Raw genomic sequence first — 24,980 nt, forward strand, 5'->3', positions numbered from 1 at the left:
ATAACCTTCACAACGCAATTTCTGTGAGGTCTGTCGTGTTTGCTTCTAATATCCTTGTCCAGTTGTCCCATCCCGGGATTTGCAACGATCAAAGCGACAAGGAGAGAGCTTATGTTCGACTGGGAGGATTTACGCCACTTCGTTGCGTTCAGTCAGGAACAATCGCTCGCGAAAGCCGCACGGCATCTGAAGGTCGATCATGCGACCGTCGCGCGCAGAATCGCCTCGCTCGAACAGTCCCTCGAACTGAAGCTGGTTGACCGCCGCCCACGCGCCTACGTGCTGACGGCAGACGGCGAACGCATCGCCGAACGGGGCAGGCGCATGCAGGAAGAGTCGTTTGCCGTGGAGCGGATGTCGGTCGGCGGACAGGAAGTCGTTAGCGGCGAGGTAGTGATCAGCGCGCCGCCGTCGATGTCGAGCAGTGTCATCGCACCTCACTTAGGCAAGCTGCACGTCCAGCATCCAGCGCTTCGCGTCCGCCTGATCGCCGACACACGCAATGTGTCGTTGATACGAAGGGAAGCGGATATTGCCGTTCGTCTTAGCCGGCCGACCGAGGCCGATCTCGTCGCGCGCAAGATCGGCGTGATTCCATTCGCGTTTTACGCGTCACCGGACTATCTGGCGTCTCATGCGCCCGAAGACTACGAATTCATCGGATATGACGACAGTCTCGACGGCTCCGCTCAACAGATCTGGCTGGACACGCAGGCGAAGTCACGTCCCGTCGTTCTGCGCAGCAATAGTCTCGACGTGCAGGCAGCCGCCGCGCGGGCGGGTGTCGGTGTGGCCATCTTGCCCTACTTCCTCGGGGACTGGGACGAGAGTCTGAGCATCGTCGAAGGGCCGGGCCAGCCATTGCAGCGCGAGATATGGCTCTCCATTCACAACGATCTGCGGCACGCTCCGGCGATCCGCAGTGTCATGCAGTTCATTGCAAGCTGTTTTCCTGGCAACGGATAACGCAGGCAGCGCGCCGCAACAGCTTGTGCATTTTCTCCTGGACGGTACGCACATTTCGGGAATTGGCGGATAGAAGGCCGGTGGCAATAATGCATTCACCGATCGACGAACAAGCAAACGGCAGATCGCAGATTAGCCGCCTGATCGTCGAACAGCTTCTCAACTATCCGCCAAGGAGCACGAAATGAAACGCTTTCTGATCCCAGCCGCTATTGTCGGCGCAATCGTATCGTCGTCTGTGTTCGCCGAACCTGCCACGCACGGCAAGACCCGCGAAGAAGTTCGGGCCGAACTCGTTCAGGCCCGCGAAGCAGGCGCGTTCGACGCGCCCGATGCCACTTACCCCACCGCTCAACTGCGCGCAGCCGCCGCGCTCCAGAACGCCAACACGAACGCCGGGAACGCGGGTACCTCCTCCGTGGGCGGCGCCGTAACGGGCCGCTCGGAAAGCGGGCGCCGTACCGTGACCGCGCCGGAAGCACGGGACAGCCTCTATTTCGGTCAATGACCGTCAATCCATAACTACGCCGGCAGCCGCCGCAAAGCCAGGCGGCTGCCGGCACACGTTAGACAGTCAAGGAGCACCGTGATGGAACAGTTCAAGATGCGCATCGGCAGCGAGTGGCGCGGGGCGAGCAATGGCCGGACCTTCGAAAGTATCAACCCCTACAACGGCGAAGTCTGGGCGGAGGTGCCGCGCGGCACGGCCGACGATGTCGATGCGGCCGTGCGCGCGGCTCATGCTGCATTCAGGAGCGGCCCGTGGGCCACGATGACCGCGAGCCAGCGTGGCATGGCGCTTCACAAGATCGGCGATGCGATCGCCGCGCATGCAGAGGAACTCGCCGATCTGGAAGTAAAGGACAACGGCAAGCTGAAAGCCGAAATGCTGAAGCAGATGCAATATCTGCCGCAATGGTTCTACTACTACGGCGGTCTCGCCGACAAGATCCAGGGCGATGTCACGCCGTTCGATAAAGCCGGGATTTTTCACTACAGCACGTTCGAACCGCTCGGTGTAGTCGCGACGATCGCACCATGGAATTCTCCGCTGCTGCTCGCGGTGTGGAAAATCGCGCCGGCGCTCGCGGCCGGCAATACGGTCGTCATCAAGCCATCCGAATTCTCGTCGGCATCTTCCATCCTGTTTGCAAAGCTCTGCGAAGAGGCGGGCGTGCCGGACGGCGTCGTCAATATCGTGACCGGCTTCGGAAAGGAAGTCGGCGAACCGCTGGTCGCGCATCCCCTCGTCGCGCGCGTTGCTTTCACCGGCAGCGAAGGCGGCGGTCGCCATGTCTACGAGAATGCGGCGCGCTCGTTCAAGCGTGTTTCGCTCGAACTGGGTGGCAAGTCGGCCAACATCGTGTTCGAGGATGCCAACCTCGACGATGCCGTGAAAGGCGCCGTCACCGCTATTTTTTCGGCAACAGGCCAAAGCTGCATGGCGGGATCGCGCCTGCTCGTGCATTCGAGCATCCATGATGAGTTCGTCGAACGGCTGGTGAATTTCATGAAGGATGTACGGCTTGGCGATCCGATGTCGCCGGATACGAACATGGGACCCGTATCGACCCAGCCGCAACTCGAAAAGACGCTGTACTACATCGATGTGGCGAAGCAGGAAGGCGCACGTCTCGTGTTGGGTGGTCATCGCTCGACGCGACCTGGCACGGAGAAAGGGCTCTTTGTCGAGCCGACCATTTTCGTCGACGTGCGCAACGACATGCGCATCGCTCAGGAAGAAGTGTTCGGACCGGTCGTGGCCGTCATCAAGTTCGACACGGAAGAGGAAGCGATCGCCATTGCCAACGACAGCAACTATGGTCTCGCCGCCGGCGTCTGGACACGCGACCTTCGCCGCGCCATGACGGTGCCGAAGCGGCTGGAGGCGGGCAGCGTGTGGGTCAATGCCTATCGCCTCGTCAGTTATCTCGCACCGTTCGGCGGCGTGAAGGCCTCGGGAATCGGCCGCGAAAACGGGATTCGCGCGGTATATGAATACCTCGAAGCAAAGAGCGTGTTCATCAATCCGACGCCGGGTGTCGACAACCCGTTCGTGCTGGTCTAGGCGGAAGCGACGGGTGATGACGATCGTCGGCGTGATGGCGCGCCGGCGATCGCTCACCGCTTAACCTTCGTGAGCAAGCAGGCAAGTCAAGACTATGCGTTCGACGTGGATACCCTCTCGCGGCCTTGTGATGTTCGCTGGCCGCACCGCGCTGGCGGCTGCGCTCGGCCTGCTCTGCTCCAGCCTGGCTGGCCTTCATGAGCCGCATTGGGCGGCGTGGACAGTAGTCTCGCTGGCGATTCCGGCACGCGGAGACAGTCTGTTGAAATCGCTCGATCGCGCGCTCGGCACGGCTGTCGGTGCGCCCATCGGCGTGCTGCTGGTTCTGGTTGCGCACGGCAGCGAGCCGGTGCTGGTCGGCCTGCTGGCGGCATGGCTCGCGGCGTGTGTCTATGCGGGCGCCTCACTGCGCAATTACCGCGCGTATGGTGCCGTGCTGGCGGGTTACAGCGCGGTTATCATCGCGATGTCGTTGTCGGACGAATCCGCGCAGTTGTTCGAGGTCGGCAAGGACCGCTGCGTCGGGGTGCTCATCGGTATTGCATGCGCGTTGCTCGTCATCGTTTTCTCGCGCGACGCTGTGCACAGCGGACATGCAACCCGGCGCATCCGGCATGCGATAGGCGCAGCATGCGCGTGGACTGCAGACCGGCTTGCAGGTTTGCCGCGTCCACGGGCCATCGACGGCACTGGTCCGCAACGGCTGCGCCCGCAATTGAGCGATATCCTCGCGCTTGACGGCGCGGTGCTGAGCGCGGCTGCTGAATCGCCAGCGCTGTGGTTCCGTGCCGGCCGTCTGCGCGGCGTCGTGTCGGCGTTGCTGCGTTTGCTTGTGGTATCGAGAGGCATCGAGCGGAACTTCGAAGAAGCCACGTCCAAAGGGAATGCAATAAGCGATGAGATCGGGGCGGTCGTTGTCGAAGCATCGCGGTTGCTTACGTCGATCGCTCGCGAACTGCTTGGCGATTGCGCAGCCGAATCCGGAAAGACGTCCGTCTTATGCTCGCAGCTGCGCGCATTGCGCGTCACGCTTGCATCAATTCAGGCGAAAACGGTCATCGAACGCCGACGCATCGATCTCGTCTCAGCACTGCTCGGCGCGACGGAAGGAGCGCTGCGAGTGTCCGCCCGGTTGACAGGGGCCGATGAAAGTCGAAATGACGATACAGAAGACTATCCCGCGCCCGTCTATACCCGCGATCGCACGTATGCGGTAGCCGCGGCGTTACGCGCTGCGGCTGCATTGCTACTCGCTGGAGTGGTCTGGATGAACACCGGCTGGCAAGGCGGGCCGCTGTTCGTCGCATTCACGGCTATCGCGATTGCCCTCTTCGCGATCCGGCCCAACCCGCGACATACGGCAATTCACTTTCTGGCTTCGGGCGCAGTGGGCGCGGGCGCCGCGCTGTTGTTCTGCGTAACGGTTGCGCCACACATTGCGCATCCTGCGGTCGTCGCGCTCGCGGAAGGCGGCGTCGTTTTTCTGGCCATTGTGCTGTCGTCTCTGCTTTCGAATAGTTTCTGGGCGTCGGGATTCTGCCTGGTGTTCCTCGTCGTGTCCGATCCAGCAGCCATTGCTCATACGACGGCGAGCGCGGTGAGCGGCAATGCAACAGGTGTACTCGCGGGCTCCGCGCTCGCCGCGTTCGCATTCCATCTCGTTCCATCGCGTGGACGCGAGAGCCGGTGGCGCAAACGCTGTCTGAAACGGATCGCTGACACGATTCGGACCTTGATTGCTTCGCCGGTCGGGCGGCGAACGGGCGTGACGCATTACGCGTGGCAAAGCCGAAGCATCGACGCGCTCGTGCGGATCGCTTTGCCCGCAGCATCCGCACAGGAAGTGGATGAATGCATGTCGTGGATCGAGATAGGAGCGGAACTGATCGAACTACAAAATGCTTCACACAACGATGGCGGACCGCTTTCATCAGACGCGCGAAAGACACTGGATCCATTGCTCGCGGATCTCAGAGATATCGAGCCTCATGCGTGGCACGCACGGCTCATCGCGGCCGATGCTGCACTTCATCGCACGCAGCATACAGATCAAACAGTACTGGCTATCCGCGCGAGGATTGCTGAAATCGTCTCGCTGTTGAAACACGTTGCTGCAGCGGGAATTGCACCGGCTCAATGAAACTTCCCGAAGCCGGAACAGGGTCAAGTAAATGGAATTCTTTTGTTGTAGATAAATAGGAGATTTGAAATGGCAAGGCAGAATTCAGTCCAACTCGCCGAGAAGTTTTGGCGTGATGTGTGGCAATTGCGCAATCCGCACGCGGCGGACCATCTGGTCTCTGACGACTTCACGGTCACCTCGGGCGGAGTCGAGATCAAGTCGCGTGAAACGTTCAAGAAGTGGGTTGCTGCATTCCTCGCCAGCATCGCTGAGTTCAAGTTCGATGTGATCGAGACGTTTCAGAACGAAACAGGCGACCGGGTGGTCAGTCGATGGCGGGTTACGGGAAAGAACAACGGCTTCATGGGTTCAGAACCGTCGGGCTTACCGATCGACATGACGGGAACGGCGGTCCTGCACGTCGGCGAGGACGGGCTGCTGCGGCACAACTGGGTAGAACGTAGTGCGCTGGAAGTTTTGCGCAGTGTGGCTACGCGGAATGGCATCGCTGTGCAGGCGGAACCGGCGTCAAGCGAGTCAGGCCGATAAGGGTTTGTGCGCTGTCGAAAGTCATTCGAACATGTCAGTGCGAAGACACGTAATCGGAATCGGCAAACGCCGGCGGCATCGAGAACGTCTCGCGCATGCGCTTCGTCTCCGCTGCGGGCGTCGCGCCAAATAGACGCTTGAATTCGCGATTGAACTGCGACGCGCTGGTGTAGCCCACAGCGTGACACGCGGCTTCGGCAGTAATGCCTTGACGCAGCATTAACAGCCGAGCCTGGTGCAGGCGCGCCGATTTCACATATTGCATAGGCGATGTTTGCGTGATCGCCTTGAAGTGGCTGTGAAATGTCGGCACGCTCATACCCGCGTCGCTCGCAAGCTGCGAGACGTCGAGCGGCTGCGCATAGGTCGCGTGGATGCGGCGCAACGCCTTGCCGATCTTGCCGAACTGCCCTTGCATCGCCAAAGCCGCGCGCATCGCGTTGCCTTGCGCCCCCGTCAGCACGCGGAAGTACAGTTCGCGCTTCAAAGCCGGACCGAGGATGGACGCGTCGAGCGGCCGGCTCATCGCTTCCAGAAACCGCAACACGGAGAGTCGAAGTGCGGGATCCATCGGACTGGACATCATGCTTTGCGGCGTGTACTCCTGAACGGGAGCATGATGACGGTCGATCTCCAGCATCAGTTCGGCCGCCACTGCAAAATCCAGATGCAGGTAAATAGCCAGCAGCGGACGTTGCGGCGTAGCGTCGGTTTCCATCGTGAACGGCACCGGTACGGCGACAGCGAGATACTGCTGCTCGTCGTACACATAGATCTGATCGCCGAAATACCCTCGCTTGGTTCCCTGGCAAACAATCACGATGCCGGGATCATAGAGAACGGGCGTGCGGGACAACGCGCGATCCGAACGCAGGATGCGCACGTCCGGCAACGCCGTGAGGTTGTATCCCTCATTGGGCGCGAGCGCTTTCAACAACGCAATCATAGTTTGCTGCCCGTCGATCTTTCTCACCACGCCTCACCGCCGTCATAGGAATAGGCAATAAGTCGAGACTATAAGACCTGAATCGTATAAGCGCGAAAGAATATTATGCAGTCGTCTCTCTTCTCTTTCGAGGTGCGCATGTCATCCGTCAAAACTCTCCTCATTACCGGTGTCAGCAGCGGCTTCGGACGCGCGCTGGCTGAAGAAGCGCTCGCCGCAGGTCACCGCGTGATCGGTAGTGTCCGAAGCGAACAGGCAAGGAATACGTTCGAAGCACTGGCGCCAGGTCGATCCGTGGGTCGTGTGCTCGATGTGACCGACTTCGAAGCTATCGACGGCGTCGTCGCCGAAATCGAGGCAACGGTCGGGCCGATCGACGTGCTCGTCAACAACGCCGGGTACGGTCACGAGGGCGTGATGGAGGAATCGCCGCTGGACGAGATGCGCCGGCAGTTCGACGTCAATGTGTTCGGCGCCGTCGCGATGATGAAGGCCGTGATCCCGGGCATGCGCAAACGGCGGCGCGGCCATATTCTCAACATCACGTCGATGGGCGGCCACATCACGATGCCCGGCATCACCTACTACTGCGGCAGCAAGTTCGCGCTGGAAGGCATCTCCGAGGCGCTCAGCAAGGAAGTCCGTGCCTTGGGCATCTTCGTCACCGCCGTCGCGCCGGGATCGTTCCGGACCGATTGGGCCGGCCGCTCGATGATCCGGACGCCGCGTTCGATCCCGGACTATGATCCGCTCTTCGATCCAATCAGAAAGGCACGCGAGGAAAAAAGCGGCAAGCAGTTGGGCGATCCTGTGAAGGCGGCGCGCGCGATGCTGTCCGTGATCGCGAGCGACAATCCGCCGGCGCATCTGCTGCTAGGCAGTGATGCGCTTGGCCTCGTGCGCGAGAAACTCTCGGCAATCGGCGGCGAAATCGACGCATGGGAGGCTGTCAGCCGATCGACGGACGGCTAGGGTGTGTCGTCGTGCCGGCTTGCTCGCAAGGTGTCGATCTCACAGGTACTCGACATTCCCGTCGACACTGATCGCCTGCCCGGTAATATTGCCGCCAGCCGGCGACGAAAGGAACAATGTCATCGCCGCAATATCATCGACCGTGACCATCCGGCGCAACGAAATCTTCTTCAGGTACTCGTCGCGCATCGCATCGAACGAAATACCGAGCGCGTCGGCGCGCGCGGCGATCACCTTGCTCATCCGCTCGCCTTCCACTACGCCCGGCAAGATCGCGTTCACACGAATATTGCTCGGGCCCAGTTCGGCCGCCAAAGATTTGACCAATCCCACGATCGCCCATTTCGTCGACGCATACGGCGTTCGAAACGGATAGCCAAGACGTCCCGCCACCGAAGACATCGCGATGATGCTCGCGCAGTCCGACGTCTCCTTCAAAACGGGCACCGCCTTGCGCAGAAAATAGAACTGGCTGTTGAGGTTGGTGGACACCGTGCTTTCCCACTGCACAGGATCGAGATCTTCGACTGCGCCCGTCGGTCCCGCAATGCCCGCGTTGTTGATGAGCACATCGAGTCCGCCGAGCTTCTGCCGCGCATCGTCGATGACGGCATCGACTTGCGCCCGGTTCGACACGTCGGCGATACCCGCGTGAAGGTCAGGCAAGCGCGATCTGGCGTCAGCGACGGCCGTCGCGTTCACATCGCAGATATAAACCTTTGCCTGCGCCTGCAGAAATGCTTCGGCGATTGCCGCGCCAATTCCGGCCGCGCCCGCCGATACGAATACACGCAGCCCGGCGCGCGGTTTCAGGAGATCAATGATATTCATGCCGCTACCTCTTCACTATTTACAAACGGATCACAAGGTCAATCCGCCCGTCGCTTCGATCACTGCGCCGTTGACGTAGCTTGCTTCGTCGCTTGCCAGAAACGCGTAGATATTCGCGATTTCTTCGGGCTTGCCGAGCCGGCGCAGCGGCACGTCTTCGCGCATCTTCGCGAGCACGTCTTCAGGAATGGTCTTGAGGATAGGCGTGTCGATGAAGCCAGGCGCAACCGCGTTGACACGGATACCCTTCGGACCTAGCTCGCGGCTCCAGGTCTTCGTGAAGCCGATCACGCCAAACTTGGCCGCTGCATAGTTCGTCTGCCCGTAGTTGCCGTAAATGCCCACGACAGAGCTTGCGTTCAGGATGACACCGGAGCCTTGCGCAATCATCGAATCGACGACGGCCTGTGCGGTATGAAAGACACCGCGAAGGTTGACGTCGATCACATCTTCGAACTGCTGCAACGTCATCTTCTGCAAACGCGCATCGCGTGTGATGCCCGCATTGTTCACGACGACGTCAATGCGGCCATATGTGTCGCGTACTCGGGTGACCATCTGATCGACTTGCGCACGTCGCGTGACATCGACGGCGAACGCTTCCGACTTCGCGCCGGCTTCCCGGCACATATGCGCGACCGTCTCGACAGCATCGAGATTCATGTCACACGCGATCACGACGGCGCCTTCGCGCGCGAACTTCAATGCAGTCGCTGCTCCGATCCCCTGCCCCGCGCCCGTGATAATCGCAACTTTTCCGTTCAACTTCATTGTTGGTTTATTCCTTCCAGAAAACGCAAACCCGACTATGACTTCATCTGTGCGGCCGGCTCGTGCGACGACTCTACACGATCCTCGCCGCGAATCGCTCTCGCCAGCAACGGCACCAGAGCGAGGCCGAGCACTGCTGCGACCAGAATCACCGTGAAGCCGGCATCGCTTCGGCCGGAAGACGTTTCCGCCATTCCGAACAGATACGGTCCGACAAACCCACCGATCAAACCGATCGTGTTGATGAACGCGAGACCCGCTGCAGCCTGGATGCCTTGCAGACGCTTCATCGCGATGGCCCAATAGGACGGCAACACGCCGCCGCCGAAGAACGCCGTCACCGTGAGAAGGCAGATCCGCGCAGCGGGAGTCGTCACCGCGAGATAAACGCATGCGCCTACGACAAGCCCCGCCGTGAGCACGCCGAGAAACACGCAATCGCTATTCACGCGCCGGTGGATGCGCGGCAGAATTAGCACGCCAAGCAGAAAACCGAGCCCGACGCTTGCGGCCAGAAAGCCGATCACAAGCGGCGAATCGACATGCATCTGGTGGACGATAGCCGGCGCAAAAAAGTACAGCCCCACGAACGCCACCTGATTCAGGAAATAGATCAAACCGATCAGTACGGTAGTGGGCCGTTTGAGCGCGGCAATCCAGTTTGCGGACGAGTACTCCGCACTTCCGTGCACGTCGATGACAGCGTGCGTTTCGAGCACGTCGCGCTCGGCCGCCGACAGCCACCGCGCGTCTCGCGGCCGCTCCGGCATCGCAAAGAACAACACGATGCCAACGATCACGCTCGGAATGCCTTCGATCATGAACATCCACTGCCAGCCATGCAGTCCGCCGAATCCATCCAGTTGCATCAGCGCGCCGCCGAGCGGACTGCCGAGCATCAGCGCGAGCGCGGGCGCGATGTAGATCCAGCCGACCACGACAGGCCGGTCATGTGGCGCGAACCACAGCGTCACCATATACATCAGCGCAGGAAAGAGACCCGCTTCCGCGATGCCCAGCAGAACGCGCAACACATAGAACGATGACGTACCCTGCACGAACATCATCGCGGTCGACAGGATGCCCCACGTCACTGCGATGCGCGCGATCCAGCGTCGCGGACCGACGCGGTGAGCCGCCAGATTGCTCGGCACTTCGAGCAATGCATAACCGAGAAAGAAAATGCCCGACCCGAAACCATATGCGGCGGCACTGATGCCGACATCAGCCGCGAGCTGAATCTTCGCGAGCGCAACATTCGTGCGATCGAGAAAGGACATGAAGTAGATCGCGCACATCAGCGGGATCAGTCTTAGCATGGCCTTGTGCGTGGCAACGCGATGCAACTGTTCAACGCGATGGTCGATGGAAGTAGTGTCCATGACGTCGTCTCCAATATCGTTTGAATGGCTTTGTTCTTTTGTTAGCGTCAGCCTAGAGCGTTACCTTGTCGGCGCCTTTGAGTCCCAGCATCTTGCGCGCGTCCGCGGGCGTGGCGATCTCGAACGACAGTTCTTCGAGAATGCGGCGGATTTTACGGACCTGTTGTGCGTTGGTCTCCGCCTTCACACCCTTCGACAGATACACGCTGTCTTCGAGACCCACGCGTACGTTGCCGCCCAGGATCGCGCTCATGGTCACGAGCGGCATCTGGTGCCGGCCCGCGCCGAGAACGGAGAACTGATAGTTCTCGCGGCCAAACAACCTGTCTGCCGTCGAGCGCATCACGACCATGTTCTCCGGGTCCGTTCCCAGCCCGCCCAAAATGCCGAACACCGATTGAATAAAGAACGGCGGCTTGACGAGCCCTTGTTCGACGAAATGCGCAAGGTTGTACAGATGCCCCACGTCATAGCACTCGAATTCGAAGCGCGTGCCGTTGTCTCCCAGTTCCAGAAGAATGTTGCGAATGTCCTTGAAGGTATTGCGGAAGATCATGTCTTCCATGCCTTCGACGTAATCCTTCTCCCAGCCGTAGCGCCAGGACTCAATCTTTGCGGCAACGGGATGAATCGAGAAGTTCATCGAGCCCATGTTCAACGAGCACATTTCGGGCTTTGCGAGTCGCGGATACGCGAGACGTTCTTCGAGCGTCATGCGCGTGCTGCCGCCTGTCGTGATGTTGATGACGGCGTCCGTCGCTTCGGCGATTGCGGGCACGAAGGCCTTGAAGATCTCCGGGCTCGGCGTGGGGCGGCCGTCATTGGGATCGCGTGCGTGCAGATGAATGATCGCGGCCCCGGCTTCAGCCGCTTCGATGGCCTGGTCCCGGATTTGCGCGGGCGTGATGGGGAGATGTTCGGACATCGACGGCACATGGGTTGCGCCCGTGATCGCACACGAAATGATGACCTTGCGGCTGGCGTCGCTCATTGGGAAATCCTGATCTGTTCGGCGTGCGCGGCGCTTCGTCCCTGTGCAATGAAAGGACGCCGCGCACGCTGTCTCCGAGGTTGTATCGACGCGCTGGCGGTCCGTGGACGCAGCGCTTGTGATACCGATAGTAGTGGGATACGATGGCGCCCGTAAGGTCATTTACGGACACGAGGATGTCTTCGAAGGACATTCGGTGGAGCACTCTTGGCATCGACTCGCCCCCTGATCAACGAGCGCATTTACGCGCCGTACAAAATCGCCGCACTGGTCGAAGTGCTCGCGGAGCAAGGCATTGCGCCCGAAGACAGTCTGAAGGGCAGCGGCCTGAGCGTCGATCAACTCAACGACGCGTCGGTGATGACGTCGGTGCGCCAATATGCGATCGTGGCCCGCAACGCGGTGCTGTTATCGACCGATCCGGCCACCCCGTTCAAGACCGGCGCGCGGCTGCATTTGTCCGCGTATGGCATGTACGGTTATGCGCTGATGTCGTGTCTTTCGTTGCGCGATTACTTCCGGCTTGGCGTCAAATATCATCGGCTTGCAACGCCGACCGTGACGATCGATTGGACCGAATACCCGAACCGAGCCGTGTGGTCGTTTCCTGATGCCTTCGTGTCGAGCCCATCGCGCGAATTGCGCGAGTTCATCATCGAGCAGCAATTCACGCAGCACGTCACGCATCTTCAGGATGTCGCGGGTCATAGCTGTCCGCCGGTCATGGCGTGCTTTTCCTATCCGGCGCCTGCGCATGCGGATCTTTATCCGCAGTATCTCGGTTGCCCGTGTTTTTTCGACGCGCCGCAATGCGAGCTTGTTTACGACAGCGCGATACTGAACCAGAAGCCGCAGCTCGCGCATAAGCTGACGGCGACGCTGTTGCAGGATACGTGCGATCGTTTGATCGGGCAGGCGAAGACTTCAGTGGGAACGTCCGGCGAGGTCTATCAGGTTCTGATGAGCACGCCTGGCGTTTTTCCCGGCATGGAAGAAGTGGCAACGCGGCTCAACATGACGAGCCGCACCTTGCGGAGGCATCTTGAAGCAGAGGGAACATCTTTCGTTGCGATCGTCGATGATGTGCGTTGCTCGCTCGCGCTGGAGTATCTGCAATCGACGAAAATGAGCACCGATGATGTCGCAATGCTTCTAGGTTTTAGCGATGCCGCGAATTTTCGCCGCGCGTTGAAGCGCTGGACAGGGAAAGGGCCTGGGGAATTGAGGAAGTAGCGGTGCGCGTGCTGTGGGGACTTTGTCGGCGACGGCTGGTTGGTTTGCTTCGGGTTCTCGCTGGCATCCGCGTATTGCCTTTGTGCTTCAAGCGTTGCCGTTCGGTGTGTTTGCCTTTGCGCTGGCATCCGCGCTTTGTTATCGCGCTTCAAGCGTCGCCCCTGTGCGGGGCGGCACCTACTTTTCTTTGCCGCCGCAAAGAAAAGTAGGCAAAAGAAAGCGGCTAACACCGCCAATTCTTGTTCTCGCCTGAGGGCCCCCAACCGGTCCCACGCTTCACACGGCAGTGCCCTGGTTGGTGCTCGTTGCCAACGCTTCGAATGAACGCCGCACCCGCTTCGAATACCTGTACTAGGGCAAGCGGCAGCGAATGGTATGTGCCGCCCAGGTGGCAAACTGTGTGTAGGTTGTCGCGTCGTATAGGGTAGCGCTCTCACAGGGTGGAACGCATGTGCTATCGGTCCGAAGTGAGGCATGCGAGGCTCTATGGCCTACACACAGTTTGCCACCTGGGCGGCGGTGGACTATCTGGCACGGCATACTGCAATGCAGGAGCGTGAAGCGGGTGATGCGCACAGCAAGAGCGCTAGCAACGAACATGGATCACGTGATTGCCGTGTGAAGCGTAAGACCCTTTGGGGGCCCTCAGGCAAGAATAAATGTTGGCGGTGTTAGCCGCTTTCTTTTGCCTACTTTTCTTTGCGGCGGCAAAGAAAAGTAGGTGCCGCCCCGCACAGGGGCGACGCTTGAACAGCAAACACCGTAACGCGGATGCCAGCGAAAAGGCAAACCCACAGGGGCAACGCTTGAAGCACGAAGGCAATACGCGGATGCCAGCAAAACCCGAAGCAAACCAACCAGCCGTCGCAGACGGAGTAGCTGCCGCCCCGCACAGGGGCAACGCATGAAGCATGAAGGCAAATCGCGGATGCCAGCGAAAGAGCCCCACACCCAGCTCGCGCTATGCCACTACACCGCCCGGCTTCCCGTTCTACGAAAACCCTTCCCGAGAAGTTTTCTCGATCGTCGCATCGTACCGACCGCCCATGCCACCGAGCGCCACCGTCGCGCGCTTTGCGCATTCGAGCAAGGCGATCAGTGCGGCCGTAATAGTCGACGCCATGTCAAACCGCGCTTTAGGCCCAGACAACGCCAGCGCTCCCACCAACTCTCCCGATGCCCCAAACACCGGCACCGACACCGACGCCGTTTCAGGATCACGCTCTCCATGGGAGACAGCCCACAACCGCTCACGCACCTCGTCCCAACGTGGATCGAGCGTATCCGTGAACGCCAGCAGAACTTTGCCTGACGCCCCCTTGTCGATCGGAAACTCTTCGCCGACGCGAATCGACACCCGCACCGCCCGCGCAGGTTCGACACGGAAGAGCACCAGCCTCCGGTCGCCCTGCCGCACATACAAAGACGCGGTCTCCCCGAGGTCCCGGCTCAGTTGCTGAAGAATCGGCTCGATAACCGGTCCCACCTGAAACGAGCGCTGGTAGAGCGCCGCGAGCCGCAATGGCTGCGGCCCAATCGCGTACTGTCCGTCGCTCAGTCTGCGGATGAATCCGCCGTGCTCCAGTGCACCAAGCAGACGCAGTACCGTGCTCTTGTACAGATCGGTGCGACGTGAGAGTTCTGCGAGCGACAACCGGTCATCCGTCGGCCCGAAGGCGTTGAGAATCGCGAACGCGCGATCGAGTACCGCCACACCGCTGGACCCATCGTTTGGGGCGACGGCCTCCGAAGGTGACGCTTCCTGCATTTCGCTGGGCACGGCCGTTTCCTTATCACGTCTTTGCGTTGAATCGACTGTATCGTTCTATCACGCAGAACGCAAGTTTCATAAATCTCCAAATTTTCGGGTTTACCCACCTTAAATTGCCCTGTTTTTGCTCCTATAGTTCTATTTGACAGAACATCATTCCGTCTAATAGAACACTCGAAAGGAGTTCACCTTGAACACTTCCCCCGCCCCCTCGGTCCTCGTCAGCGAAGTGGGCCCGCGCGACGGCCTCCAGAGCATCAGGCGCGTGATGCCCACGGCTGCGAAGCTTCGCTGGATTTCGGCGCTGGCCGCCGCGGGGCTGAAGGAGATCGAGGTCGGCTCTTTCGTGCCGCCAAAACTACTTCCCCAGATGGCCGACATCCGTGAAGTCGTGGCTCATGCGCTGACGATCCCCGGCCTTCACGTCGCCGTGCTTGCGCCAAACCTTCGCGGATCGCAAAGCGCCTTCGAAGCTGGTGTGCATAAGCTCACGTTGCCGGTTTCAGTGACCGACGAGCATTCGATGGCCAACATCCGCAAGACGACCGCACAGATGATTGAAGAGGTGCGCGACATCGTCGCCTTACGCGACGCGCAGTTCCCCGGTGTGCAGATCGAAGCGGGCGTATCTGTCGCGTTCGGTTGCACGATCGCGGGCGCGGTGAGCGACGACCAGACGATGCGGATGTGTGTCGCGATGGCCGCGTGCGGTGTGGACGAAGTGGGCCTATCCGATACCAGCGGCTATGCAAACCCCACACAGGTCCGCCGTCTGTTCCGGCGCTTGCAGACCGAACTTGGCGCCAGGGCAGGCGGCGCCCACTTCCACAACACACGCGGTCAGGGACTGGCGAACGTCGTCGCTGCGCTCGATGCAGGCGTAACAACCATCGACGCGAGCCAGGCGGGTCTGGGCGGCTGTCCCTACGCGCCGGGCGCGACCGGCAACATCGTCACGGAAGACCTTGCCTTCCTGCTCGAAGCCATGGGCTACGACACGGGTATCGACATTGACGCACTCGTCGCTGCCCGCGCAATTCTCGCGGAAGCACTGCCGGGCGAAGCGTTGTACGGGCATGTGCCCGACGCGGGGTTGCCGAAAGGATTCGGCTATGCAGATGGGCGTGCACCGAGCGCGCCGCAACCGGAAGGATGTTTGCTCGGAGTCGCGCAATGAGTTCGAATCAATCGAATCAATCCCTGCCCTACAGCGGCGTGCGTGTGATCGAAATGACGCACATGGTGATGGGACCGACCTGCGGCATGGTGCTGGCGGACCTTGGCGCGGAAGTGATCAAGGTCGAGCCGATTGCAGGCGACAGCACGCGTTCCCTACGTGGATCAGGGGCAGGCTTTTTCAGCACGTTCAACCGGAACAAGAAAAGCATTGCCGTAGACGTAAAAGATCCTCGCGGGATCGAAATCGTCCACAAGCTGCTCGCGAGCGCTGACATCTTCAGCGAGAACTTCAAGAGCGGCACGATGGATAGGCTCGGGCTCGGATACGCTGCGCTGTCGAAGCTCAATCCGCGTCTGATCTATGTCTCGCACAAAGGCTTTCTTCCCGGTCCGTACGACCATCGGACCGCGCTGGACGAAGTCGTGCAGATGATGGGCGGCCTGGCGTACATGACGGGACCCGAGGGGCGGCCGCTGCGTGCAGGCACCAGCGTCAACGACATCATGGGCGGCATGTTCGGCGCTATCGGTGCGATGGCGGCGCTCGCGCAGCGTGAGCGCACAGGCAGGGGACAGGAAGTCCAGAGTGCACTGTTTGAAAACAACGTGTTCCTCGTCGCGCAGCACATGATGCAGTACGCAGTGACGGGGCAGGCTGCGTCGCCGATGCCGAGCCGTATATCCGCATGGGCTGTGTACGACGTCTTTTCCGTCAGGAACGGCGAACAGATTTTTTTGGCGGTCGTGTCGGACACGCAATGGGCCCTGTTCTGCGATGCCTTTGGTCTTGCGGAACTGAAGTCGGACGAACGGATTGCCACCAACAATCAACGGGTCCAGGCCCGCGACTGGTTGCTGCCGCGATTGCGCCAGCACATGGAGGCGTTCAGCGCGGCAGAGATCAGCGCCATTTTCGAACGCATCGGCTTGCCCTATGCGCCGATTACCAGGCCGCAAGACCTGTTCGACGATCCGCACCTGCTCGCGACGGGCGGGCTCGCCGATGTAACGTTGCCGCCCGATGCAAGCGGAGCGGGGGAGCCGGTCTCCACGCGCACTGCATTGCTCCCGCTGACGTTAGCGGGTGAGCGGTTGCGGCTCCGAGCAGCGCCGCCCGCGCTCGGACAGGACACACAGACGCTGCTGTCGCAGCTCGGCTATACCGATGACGAACTCAGACAACTGGTCGATGCCGGTGTCGTCGGATGCCAGAACCGCCCGTCGGGCGACGCGTCGAGTCCTTCGCCCAACGAGCTTGCCAGCGCCTGACGCCTGAAGCCTGACGACGCACCCATCGCGCAGAAACACAGCACCGCGCCGACCGCCTTGCGGTCAGGCCCGGCCAGTGAATTGTCTGGAGACGACAATGACATCCATTTCATCGAGCATGACGGCTGACACCCCCGCCAGCCTCGAACAGCAGGCGGTCAGAAAAGCTGCATGGCGCTTTATCCCGCTGCTCGCACTCGCCTACTTTTTCAACTATCTGGATCGTACGAGCGTCGGTTTTGCGGCGCTGACGATGAACCGCGACCTTGGGCTGACTGCAACGCAGTTCGGCTGGGGAGCCGGGATCATGTTTGCCGGCTATTGCGTCTGCGAGGTGCCCAGCAATCTGGCGCTATACCGCTTCGGCGCGCGGCGCTGGCTGGCCCGCATCATGATCACGTGGGGGCTGTTGGCCGCAGCCACGGCGCTCGCCGCCGGACCGACCAGTTTCTATGTGATCCGTCTGCTGCTCGGAATCGGCGAAGCAGGCTTCTTTCCGGGCGTCATATTCTTCCTTGCCGTCTGGTTCCCCGCCAGCTACCGCACGCGTGTGCTCGCCTGGTTCACCGTCTCGACACCACTGTCTTCACTCGTCGGTGGTCCGTTATCGTCGTGGCTGCTTCACATGGATGGCTTACTCGGTCTGGCAGGCTGGAAGTGGATGTTCATCGTCGAAGGTCTCCCGGCGTGCGTGCTCGGATACCTCGTGCTGAAAATGCTTGCGGACAAGCCCGCCGATGCCACATGGCTTTCGCCGGAAGAGCGGCTCGCGCTGCAAAGCGCATTCGATCGCGAGGGTTCATCCGGTCAGAAAAAGAAGGATTTTCGTGCGGCGCTCAAGGACGTGCGCGTCTATCTCCTCGCGATGATCTCGTTTGGCTTCACGATGGGCTCTTACGGCATCGGCATCTGGTTGCCCCAGATGCTCAAAGCGCACGGAATGAGCGTGACGCAAACCGGCTGGGTCTCTGCCGTGCCGTACTTCTTTGCCACCATCGCACTGCTCTGGTGGGCGAAACGGGTCGATCGTCGCGGCGGGCATATTGCAAACCTCGCGGCCGGTCTGCTGATCGGCGCGGTCGCGCTCGGTGTCTCGACATACTTTCATCAACTGCTGCCCGCGATGACCGGCATCACGCTGGCACTGATCGGCACGATCGCTGGCCGCACGATTTTCTACACGCTGCCGGCCCGATTCCTGTCCGGTCAGGCAGCCGCTGGCGGACTCGCACTGATCAACTCGATCGGCGCACTTGGCGGCTTCGCGGGTCCGTATCTGGTCGGCTATCTGAAGGACAGCTTTGGAACCTACACCGCCGGGATGTTTGGTCTCGCTGTCGTGCTCGGGTTGACGACGTTGCTGACGCTCTCTCTTTATGCCTTCAATCGGGGGGAGCAATGACAGTAACGATTGATTCGCCGATGCGCCGCCAGCTTCTTCGTGCCGCCGCTGCATCGATCGCCATCCCCGTCCTGGCCACGCATGCAATCGCCAACGAAGAGACGCGCCCCATGAATCCGACCAGCAACTATCTGCCCGTTCGATCCGAATGGCTCGCCTCGGGAACCGAAACGGCACTTGAGCCGGACATGCCGATCATCGACGCGCATCATCACTTCTACGATCGCCCGGGATGGACCTACCTGCTCGACGAGTACCTTCGCGACGCACAGTCCGGGCATAACATCACCGCTTCCGTGTACATGCAGGCACTCACCCGTTACAGGCAGTCGGGCCCCGACCCATTGAGGCCGGTCGGCGAGGTGGAATATGTGACAGCCGCAACCGCGCCGACGCAGGGCGGCAAGCCACAGGTCGCAAAGGGCATTGTCGGCTATGCCGATCTTCGTCGCGGTGCGGCGGTGCGCGAAGTTCTCGAAGCGCATCTCCAGGCCGGACAAGGCCGTTTCAGGGGCGTACGGCATCTCGTGACGTGGGACGCTGACCAGACACTGGTGAATCCTGTCTCGGCGGCACCGCGCGGATTGCTGCTCGACCGGGACTACCGCGCGGGCGTGGCACAGTTGGGGCCACTCGGTCTGTCGTATGACGCATGGCTTTTTTTCCCACAACTTCCCGAGTTATTCGACCTTGCGAAGGCCTATCCCGACGTGCCCGTCATCATCAATCACTGCGGCGGTGTCGTGCGGATTGCCAGCTACGAGGATAAGCAGAAAGAGGTGTTCGAAAGCTGGTCCCAGTCCATGCGCAAACTGGCGCAACTGCCTAACGTGTATGTCAAGGTCGGCGGGCTGGGGATGCGGATCAACGGCTTTGACTTCGAGAAGGGCGAGCGGCCACCGTCGTCAACCCAACTTGCCGAAGCGTGGAAGCTGTGGATGCACACTTGCATCGAACTGTTCGGCGCGAATCGATGCATGTTCGAGAGCAACTTCCCGGTCGACAAGGGCTCGTATCCGTATAGCAACGGCTGGAACGCATTCAAACGATTAACGGCGCAGGCGAGCCACGGCGAGCGCGAAGCGTTGTTCCGGGGCACGGTGAGCAACGTGTATCGCCTTGGCTGATCGTTCGGGTGGCGGATGCCCGTCGTCACGCAATACCCACGAAATACACGTGCAAATACGAAAGACGCCATCGATCAGACGGAGTTGAATGAGGACCCTGATTCGCAAAATGCGCTCACAGTCCTCAAGGAACTGAACTGACATGGCAAAAGTATTGTGTGTTCTCTATCCCGACCCCGTAACCGGGTATCCGCCCAGGTACGTGCGCGACGACATTCCCGTCATTACGCAATATCCGAACGGTCAAACGGTGCCGTCTCCGCAAGGACCACTTGGATTCAAGCCGGGCGAACTGGTTGGCTGCGTGTCCGGCGAGCTAGGTCTGCGGAGCTATCTGGAAGCGCATGGTCATCAACTCGTCGTCACGAGCGACAAAGACGGTGCCGACTCCACCTTCGACAAGCACCTGGTCGATGCCGACGTCGTCATTTCGCAGCCCTTCTGGCCGGCCTATCTGACGGCCGAACGGATCGCGAAAGCGAAGAAGCTCAAGCTTGCGTTGACGGCAGGCATCGGCTCGGATCACGTCGATCTGAAGGCGGCTGCGGCGCATGGCGTCACCGTTGCTGAAGAGACGTTCTCGAACAGCATTAGCGTCGCGGAACACGTCGTTATGATGGTGTTGTCGCTGGTGCGTAACTATCTTCCCGCGCATCAGTATGCCGTCAACGGCGGCTGGAACATCGCGGATTGCGTGAGCCGCAGCTACGATCTGGAAGGGATGCATTTCGGCACGCTCGGCGCGGGCCGGATCGGACTTGCCGTATTGCGCCGACTCAAACCGTTCGATGTGAAGCTGCACTACTATCAGCGCCATCGCCTCGCGCCCGAAGTCGAAGCGGAACTCGGACTGATCCATCATGAAACGCCCGAAGATCTCGTCAAGGTCTGCGACATCATCAATCTGCAGATGCCGCTTTACCCTTCCACCGAAGGCTTTTTCAACGAGCGCATGTTGAGCCTCGTCAAGCGCGGTGCTTACCTCATCAATACCGCGCGCGGCGCATTGTGCGACCGTGACGCCATTGTGAAGGCGCTGGAGTCCGGGCAGTTGGCAGGCTATGCGGGCGACGTCTGGTTCCCTCAGCCTGCACCCGTCGATCATCCGTGGCGCACGATGCCGTACAACGGCATGACACCGCACATCTCGGGCAGTTCGCTGTCGGGTCAGGCGCGCTACGCCGCAGGCACGCTCGAAATTCTTCAATGCTTCTTCGAGGGAAAGCCGATCCGTCCGGAGTATCTGATCGTCGACGGCGGCAATCTCGCGGGAACGGGCGCGAGTTCGTACAAGCTGAGCTGATTTTCTGCACGCGTGATCCGAATCGGGGTCTGCACGCAGGCCCCGAAATTGATTGCAGATCAGTCTGGTGAGCGCGCGCCTCGCCGTCAAGCCAGACACGGGGATAAACATCCTTGCGATCGACGCGCAGAGCGACTACGGCGTACCTGACGAAGGCCCACCGTCCCGTACCGCGACGGGAAGACGGGCGACGAACACCCAGTCCATATAGGTTTTCGCGTCGTTAAAACCGCGAAATTCACCCGGAAAATGCGCGATCTGAATGGGTCGCGCATGAGACACGCTATGAACGCCGACAATGGTCTGCCCATCCGGCGATCTTACGAGTTCCCAGTCGGCCTTGCCCGTCATCGGGTCCGCATACAGCTTGCGCAGATGCCGCACGACGTTCGGATAACGCGGGTCGCGCACGAGGTCGTCGAGCGTGCGCGGCTGGTTCGGCTGACCCACGGGCGTCGCCAATGCATAGCTCAGCAACGCGCGCTGAAATTCGCCACCGACGAACAGCAGTTCCTGTTCGGCCACGCGCCGCTGATAGACGGCACCAAGCTGCGCCGTAGCGGCAGCCGCCACGCCGATGATCGAGATCAGGATCAGCAGCGAGAGATACGCGTAGCCCTGTTGCGCATTGCGCCGCCTGCGAACTCTTCCCCTTCGCATCGCTATAACGCCTCGTACGGCTTGCCGTTGCTGTCCACGCCCTGCGCACCACTTTTGACGTCGTAGACCTTGCCCGGATACGGCTCGTCGGGTGGCACGATGTGCCAGGTCGTCGCGCTGTCGGTGATGGGATCGATGGGCAGCGAACGCAAATAGTGTTTCTCGACGAGTTCCTCCAGCGAGTCCGGATAACGCCCGGCATCGCCATAAAACCTGTCGATCGCGTCACGCGTCGCGAGCAGATTCTGCGCGAGAATCTTTTCCTTCGATGCGTCAATCGAATGGAAGTAGTTCGGCAACGCGATCGTGAGCATCAGCGCGATCACCGACAGCACGATCAGCAGCTCGATCAGCGTAAAGCCCTTCGCGGTACGCACGCGCGCTGTCATCGAAGTCACCATTTGCGGTAGGCAATGCCATTGAGTCCGATGCCCACGGAAGTCGAGTAGACGTCATACACGTCGTCGCCTTCCTGCGGATCGTCGGCTTCGCTCGCGTAGGCGCGCTTGCCCCACGTGGCCGCGTCGCCGAGTTGCGCGTCGGGGTTCATCGGATCGCGCGGAATGCGGCGCAGGAAGTACAGCTTGTGTCCTTTCGGATCGGTCTGGTCTTTCACGCCATCGACGAGTACATCGAGACCTGTCGGATAGCCCGTCGCGCCCGCCTCTTTGGCGATGCGCCCTTCCTTGCTCGCGGCCTTGTACGCATCGATGGCATTGCGTATTTCGTGCAGCGCGACGCGCAGTTCCTGCTCGCGTTCGCGTTGACGCATGACTTGCGCGACGGGCACCGTCATGCAGGCGAGCACACCGAGAATCGCAAGCGTGACGAGCAGCTCGATCAACGTAAAGCCGCCCGCCGCCTTGCGACGCATTGCAGTCCGCACGACGGCCTTTGTCATCGCGCGCCCACACTCAGGCTGTATGCAGACGGCGGCGGCATCGTGACGGTCTGGCCGCCCGCGCCGAGCACGGAGCCGGGTTGGACCTGGATCGACGTCTGCGCGGCGGGCGCCAGCGCCTTGAAGCTGAGCACGGCGAAGGTGGCCTGCGCAGAGCCGCCCGTGCCGCCCGGCGACGAGTCGGCCAGAATCAGCTGCCCGCCCTGAGCGACGCGGTTCGAGAAGCTCGTCTGCGCGCCGCCCTGTTTGAGGAAGTCGCCTTCCGTCACGCCCGTGAACTGCAATTTCGACACGTCGTAGCTCACGGTCGCGGACGCGCTCGTCACGGGCTGATCCGCCTGCATCAGCAACGCGACGGTGACCGAGTCGCCCGTCTTGACCTGCGGCGGCCCCTGAATCGACATTTCGGCCGTGCCCGGCGTCCCCGCGCCGCCGACGAGCGGCGTCGTGTCTCCGCCGAGATAGGCGCCCGCTCCTGCACCGTACGCGTTCGATCCCGCGCCGTACGCGCCCGATGATCCATAAGCGCCATACGCGCCCGTTTGCGGCGTGTTCGATCCGCCGCGCTGGCCGGACGTGCCAAAGTCCGCAGCCTGCGCGTTGGATGATGAACCGTTGGAAGGCGCAGGCGTAACGATTCCGTTCGACTTGATCATGCTCTGCATGTTCGTTTCCGTGCCGGACGTGAAGTACGCCAGCGACGCATCCGGATGCCGGATATTGCGGACCAGGTGCGGCGTGATCGAGAGGACGATTTCGGTGTTCTTGTCGTCGTCGGTGGTCGCGCCGAACAGACGGCCCAGCACGGGCATCTGTCCGAGGCCGGGAATCTTGTTTCCGGAAGTGCGTTCCTGGCTGTCGATCAAACCCGCCAGCACGTCCGTCTCGCCGTTCTTCAACTGCAGCACTGTGCTAGCCGTGCGCGTACCGATCTCGTACGCCGTCGTGCCCGACGAACCGGTGATCTGGTTCAGCAGGCTGCTGACTTCGAGCGCGACCTTGATGCCGACGGTGTCGTCGAGATAGATGGTCGGCTCGACGTTCAGCGTCAGGCCGATGTCGAGATAGTTGATCGACTGCGAGACGAAGCCCGTTGATGTCGCCGTCGACGTGATGTTCGGCACGCGCTCGCCGATCAGGATCTTGGCCTTTTCGTGATTGCGCACACGAATGCGCGGGTTGGTCAGCAGCTTCGCGTTCGAATCCTGGCGGTTCGCATTCACAGTCGCCTGCAGCGACGAAACGCCGACCGTGCGCGAAGTCTGATTCAGCAGATCGTGCAATGACAGCGCGGGAGAAGAACCCGAGCCGCCGGAAGACGAGGAACCATACGACGAGCCCGACGATCCACTCCCTGACGAGATCGCGCCGAACGCGCTGCCCGCTGCCGTCGGCGTGAACGTGATGGACGACGGCCATGCGATGCCGAGATCCTGCATGCTGTTGCGCTGCACTTCCAGCACTTCGACTTCCAGCATCACTTCCGGCTCGGGCACGTCTTCGAGCGCGACGAGCTTTTCGGCCATCCGGATCGCGTCGGGCGTGTCGCGCACGATCACGACGTTGAGCTTTTCGTCGGCAACGACATCGTGCGACTTGACGATCGTCTTCAGCGTGTTGGCCACCGTCTTCGCATCTGCATTCGACAGGAAGAAGGTGCGCACGGCCAGTTCCTGATAGTCCTTCAGCTTGGCGGGCGTATTCGGATAGATCAGCACCGTGTTTTCGTCGAGCACCTGCTGCGCGAGCTGATTCGTCGCGAGGACGTAGCGCACGGCTGCTTCGATCGTGCTGTTGCGCAGATAGATCGAGGTGCGCTGATCGGTCTTGACGTCCTTGTCGAACAGGAAGTTCAGCCCCGCGCTGCGCGAGATCACTTCGAACACCTGCTTGAGCGGCGCATCCTTGAAGTCGATCCGAACCGGCTTGCGATACGCGCTCGCGAGCGCGGCTTCGACGCGCAGAAAGCCCGTGTCGGCGTTCAGCTTGCGCTGCAACGCGAGCGCACGCGGATGCGCGGGCGCTTCCGTCAACACCTTCGCGATCAGGCCACGCGCGCTGTCGCTATCCTTCGCGGCCAGCATTTCCGCGCGCTCGACGAGTCCATCGATCCGCGCCGCGCCTTCGAGTGCGGCGATGCCGGAGAGCGCGCGTTCGTTGGCGGGGTCGATGGTCAGCGCATGTTGATACGACTTGCGCGCCGCCGCGCGCGCGCCGCCTGCCGCAAGGCGGTCGCCTTCCTCGTCGAAGCGCGCGACGGCACTCTCGCGCTCCGCGAGCCAGGCCGCGCGGTAATGCGGGTCGTGCGGGTCCTGCGTGACGGCTTGTTGCAGCTTCGCCAGCCCTTCGTCGACCTTGCCCTGTGCAACGAGGTCCTTGCCGTCGCGGTATGCGCGCTCGGCTGCACAGCCCGTCAGCACGATCGGCACGGCAAGCAGCAACGCGAGCGTGCGCGCGTGGCGTGCCGCGAAACGGCACAGACCGCGTCGCGTGAATGATGTTGCAAGTGGCGTAGCCAACTGTTCACTTCCTTTGGT

The 24,980-nt window shown here is 61.0% G+C and carries 22 protein-coding genes; 12 read left to right on the forward strand and 10 right to left on the reverse strand.

Features of this window, described 5'->3' with window-relative positions:
* Positions 1-111: 111 nt before the first annotated feature.
* From C2L64_RS42970 to C2L64_RS42990, 5 genes are all read left to right on the forward strand, one after another.
* Positions 112-966 (forward strand): LysR family transcriptional regulator, encoded by an 855-nt coding sequence (locus C2L64_RS42970; protein WP_007747707.1) that lies wholly within the window; start codon positions 112-114, stop codon positions 964-966.
* Positions 967-1,150: 184 nt separating this feature from the next.
* On the forward strand, positions 1,151-1,474 hold the full coding sequence (locus C2L64_RS42975; RefSeq protein ID WP_009770086.1) for a DUF4148 domain-containing protein: 324 nt from the start codon (positions 1,151-1,153) through the stop codon (positions 1,472-1,474).
* Positions 1,475-1,555: 81 nt separating this feature from the next.
* A complete protein-coding gene (locus tag C2L64_RS42980) occupies positions 1,556-3,034 on the forward strand; it encodes an aldehyde dehydrogenase (RefSeq protein ID WP_009770085.1) in 1,479 nt (492 codons plus the stop codon).
* A 94-nt stretch (positions 3,035-3,128) separates the two neighbouring features.
* The gene (locus C2L64_RS42985; protein WP_039902098.1) at positions 3,129-5,174 is read left to right on the forward strand and encodes an FUSC family protein; all 2,046 of its coding nucleotides are present in this window, start codon (positions 3,129-3,131) and stop codon (positions 5,172-5,174) included.
* A 69-nt stretch (positions 5,175-5,243) separates the two neighbouring features.
* Positions 5,244-5,705, forward strand: a complete 462-nt coding sequence (locus tag C2L64_RS42990; RefSeq protein WP_009770083.1) for an ester cyclase — start codon at positions 5,244-5,246, stop codon at positions 5,703-5,705.
* A 34-nt stretch (positions 5,706-5,739) separates the two neighbouring features.
* On the opposite strand, the gene C2L64_RS42995 is transcribed toward C2L64_RS42990, so the two are convergent.
* Positions 5,740-6,651, reverse strand: a complete 912-nt coding sequence (locus C2L64_RS42995; RefSeq protein WP_009770082.1) for an AraC family transcriptional regulator — start codon at positions 6,649-6,651, stop codon at positions 5,740-5,742.
* A gap of 138 nt (positions 6,652-6,789) precedes the next feature.
* Here C2L64_RS42995 and C2L64_RS43000 point away from each other — a divergent pair, with 138 nt between their 5' ends.
* A complete protein-coding gene (locus C2L64_RS43000) occupies positions 6,790-7,623 on the forward strand; it encodes an oxidoreductase (protein ID WP_009770081.1) in 834 nt (277 codons plus the stop codon).
* A 39-nt stretch (positions 7,624-7,662) separates the two neighbouring features.
* On the opposite strand, the gene C2L64_RS43005 is transcribed toward C2L64_RS43000, so the two are convergent.
* Genes C2L64_RS43005 through C2L64_RS43020 form a run of 4 tightly spaced genes read right to left on the reverse strand, consistent with a single transcriptional unit; the run spans position 7,663 to position 11,598 of the window.
* On the reverse strand, positions 7,663-8,454 hold the full coding sequence (locus C2L64_RS43005) for an SDR family oxidoreductase (RefSeq protein ID WP_009770080.1): 792 nt from the start codon (positions 8,452-8,454) through the stop codon (positions 7,663-7,665).
* Positions 8,455-8,484: 30 nt separating this feature from the next.
* The gene (gene fabG / locus C2L64_RS43010; protein WP_086910226.1) at positions 8,485-9,225 is read right to left on the reverse strand and encodes a 3-oxoacyl-ACP reductase FabG; all 741 of its coding nucleotides are present in this window, start codon (positions 9,223-9,225) and stop codon (positions 8,485-8,487) included.
* A gap of 35 nt (positions 9,226-9,260) precedes the next feature.
* Complete coding sequence (locus C2L64_RS43015) at positions 9,261-10,607, reverse strand: MFS transporter (protein WP_009770078.1); 1,347 nt, start codon at positions 10,605-10,607, stop codon at positions 9,261-9,263.
* A gap of 52 nt (positions 10,608-10,659) precedes the next feature.
* Positions 10,660-11,598: a BKACE family enzyme gene (locus C2L64_RS43020; RefSeq protein WP_007747724.1), complete on the reverse strand. Its 939-nt coding sequence runs from the start codon at positions 11,596-11,598 to the stop codon at positions 10,660-10,662.
* 207 nt (positions 11,599-11,805) lie between these two features.
* On the opposite strand from C2L64_RS43020, the gene C2L64_RS43025 reads away from it, so the two are divergent.
* Complete coding sequence (locus C2L64_RS43025) at positions 11,806-12,831, forward strand: AraC family transcriptional regulator (RefSeq protein WP_009770077.1); 1,026 nt, start codon at positions 11,806-11,808, stop codon at positions 12,829-12,831.
* A 991-nt stretch (positions 12,832-13,822) separates the two neighbouring features.
* Here C2L64_RS43025 and C2L64_RS43030 read toward each other — a convergent pair.
* Positions 13,823-14,599, reverse strand: a complete 777-nt coding sequence (locus tag C2L64_RS43030; protein WP_009770076.1) for an IclR family transcriptional regulator — start codon at positions 14,597-14,599, stop codon at positions 13,823-13,825.
* A gap of 193 nt (positions 14,600-14,792) precedes the next feature.
* On the opposite strand from C2L64_RS43030, the gene C2L64_RS43035 reads away from it, so the two are divergent.
* The 5 genes from C2L64_RS43035 (at position 14,793) to C2L64_RS43055 (ending at position 20,882) form a co-directional block, all read left to right on the forward strand.
* A complete protein-coding gene (locus tag C2L64_RS43035) occupies positions 14,793-15,779 on the forward strand; it encodes a hydroxymethylglutaryl-CoA lyase (RefSeq protein ID WP_009770075.1) in 987 nt (328 codons plus the stop codon).
* Positions 15,776-17,050: a CaiB/BaiF CoA transferase family protein gene (locus C2L64_RS43040; protein WP_009770074.1), complete on the forward strand. Its 1,275-nt coding sequence runs from the start codon at positions 15,776-15,778 to the stop codon at positions 17,048-17,050. The genes C2L64_RS43035 and C2L64_RS43040 overlap by 4 nt, the downstream gene beginning before the upstream one ends.
* A 97-nt stretch (positions 17,051-17,147) precedes the next feature.
* On the forward strand, positions 17,148-18,452 hold the full coding sequence (locus tag C2L64_RS43045; protein WP_007737700.1) for an MFS transporter: 1,305 nt from the start codon (positions 17,148-17,150) through the stop codon (positions 18,450-18,452).
* Positions 18,449-19,579: an amidohydrolase family protein gene (locus C2L64_RS43050; RefSeq protein ID WP_009770073.1), complete on the forward strand. Its 1,131-nt coding sequence runs from the start codon at positions 18,449-18,451 to the stop codon at positions 19,577-19,579. Before C2L64_RS43045 ends, C2L64_RS43050 begins: the two co-directional genes overlap by 4 nt.
* A 142-nt stretch (positions 19,580-19,721) precedes the next feature.
* Complete coding sequence (locus tag C2L64_RS43055; RefSeq protein ID WP_009770072.1) at positions 19,722-20,882, forward strand: NAD-dependent formate dehydrogenase; 1,161 nt, start codon at positions 19,722-19,724, stop codon at positions 20,880-20,882.
* Between the two features lie 135 nt (positions 20,883-21,017).
* Here the strand turns inward: C2L64_RS43055 and C2L64_RS43060 are convergent, their stop codons facing one another.
* From C2L64_RS43060 to C2L64_RS43075, 4 genes are read right to left on the reverse strand one after another with little or no spacing between them, the layout of a single operon-like run.
* Positions 21,018-21,542 carry a hypothetical protein gene (locus tag C2L64_RS43060; RefSeq protein WP_009770071.1) on the reverse strand — a complete coding sequence of 175 codons (525 nt, stop codon included), beginning with the start codon at positions 21,540-21,542 and terminating at the stop codon, positions 21,018-21,020.
* 2 nt (positions 21,543-21,544) lie between these two features.
* Positions 21,545-21,943 carry a type II secretion system protein gene (locus C2L64_RS43065; RefSeq protein ID WP_009770070.1) on the reverse strand — a complete coding sequence of 133 codons (399 nt, stop codon included), beginning with the start codon at positions 21,941-21,943 and terminating at the stop codon, positions 21,545-21,547.
* Positions 21,937-22,443, reverse strand: a complete 507-nt coding sequence (locus C2L64_RS43070; RefSeq protein ID WP_009770069.1) for a type II secretion system protein — start codon at positions 22,441-22,443, stop codon at positions 21,937-21,939. The genes C2L64_RS43065 and C2L64_RS43070 overlap by 7 nt, the downstream gene beginning before the upstream one ends.
* Positions 22,440-24,962, reverse strand: coding sequence for a secretin N-terminal domain-containing protein (locus C2L64_RS43075; RefSeq protein WP_238554841.1), 2,523 nt, complete (start codon positions 24,960-24,962; stop codon positions 22,440-22,442). Before C2L64_RS43075 ends, C2L64_RS43070 begins: the two co-directional genes overlap by 4 nt.
* Positions 24,963-24,980: the final 18 nt, after the last annotated feature.

Source organism: Paraburkholderia hospita (genome assembly GCF_002902965.1).
GTDB lineage: Bacteria > Pseudomonadota > Gammaproteobacteria > Burkholderiales > Burkholderiaceae > Paraburkholderia > Paraburkholderia hospita.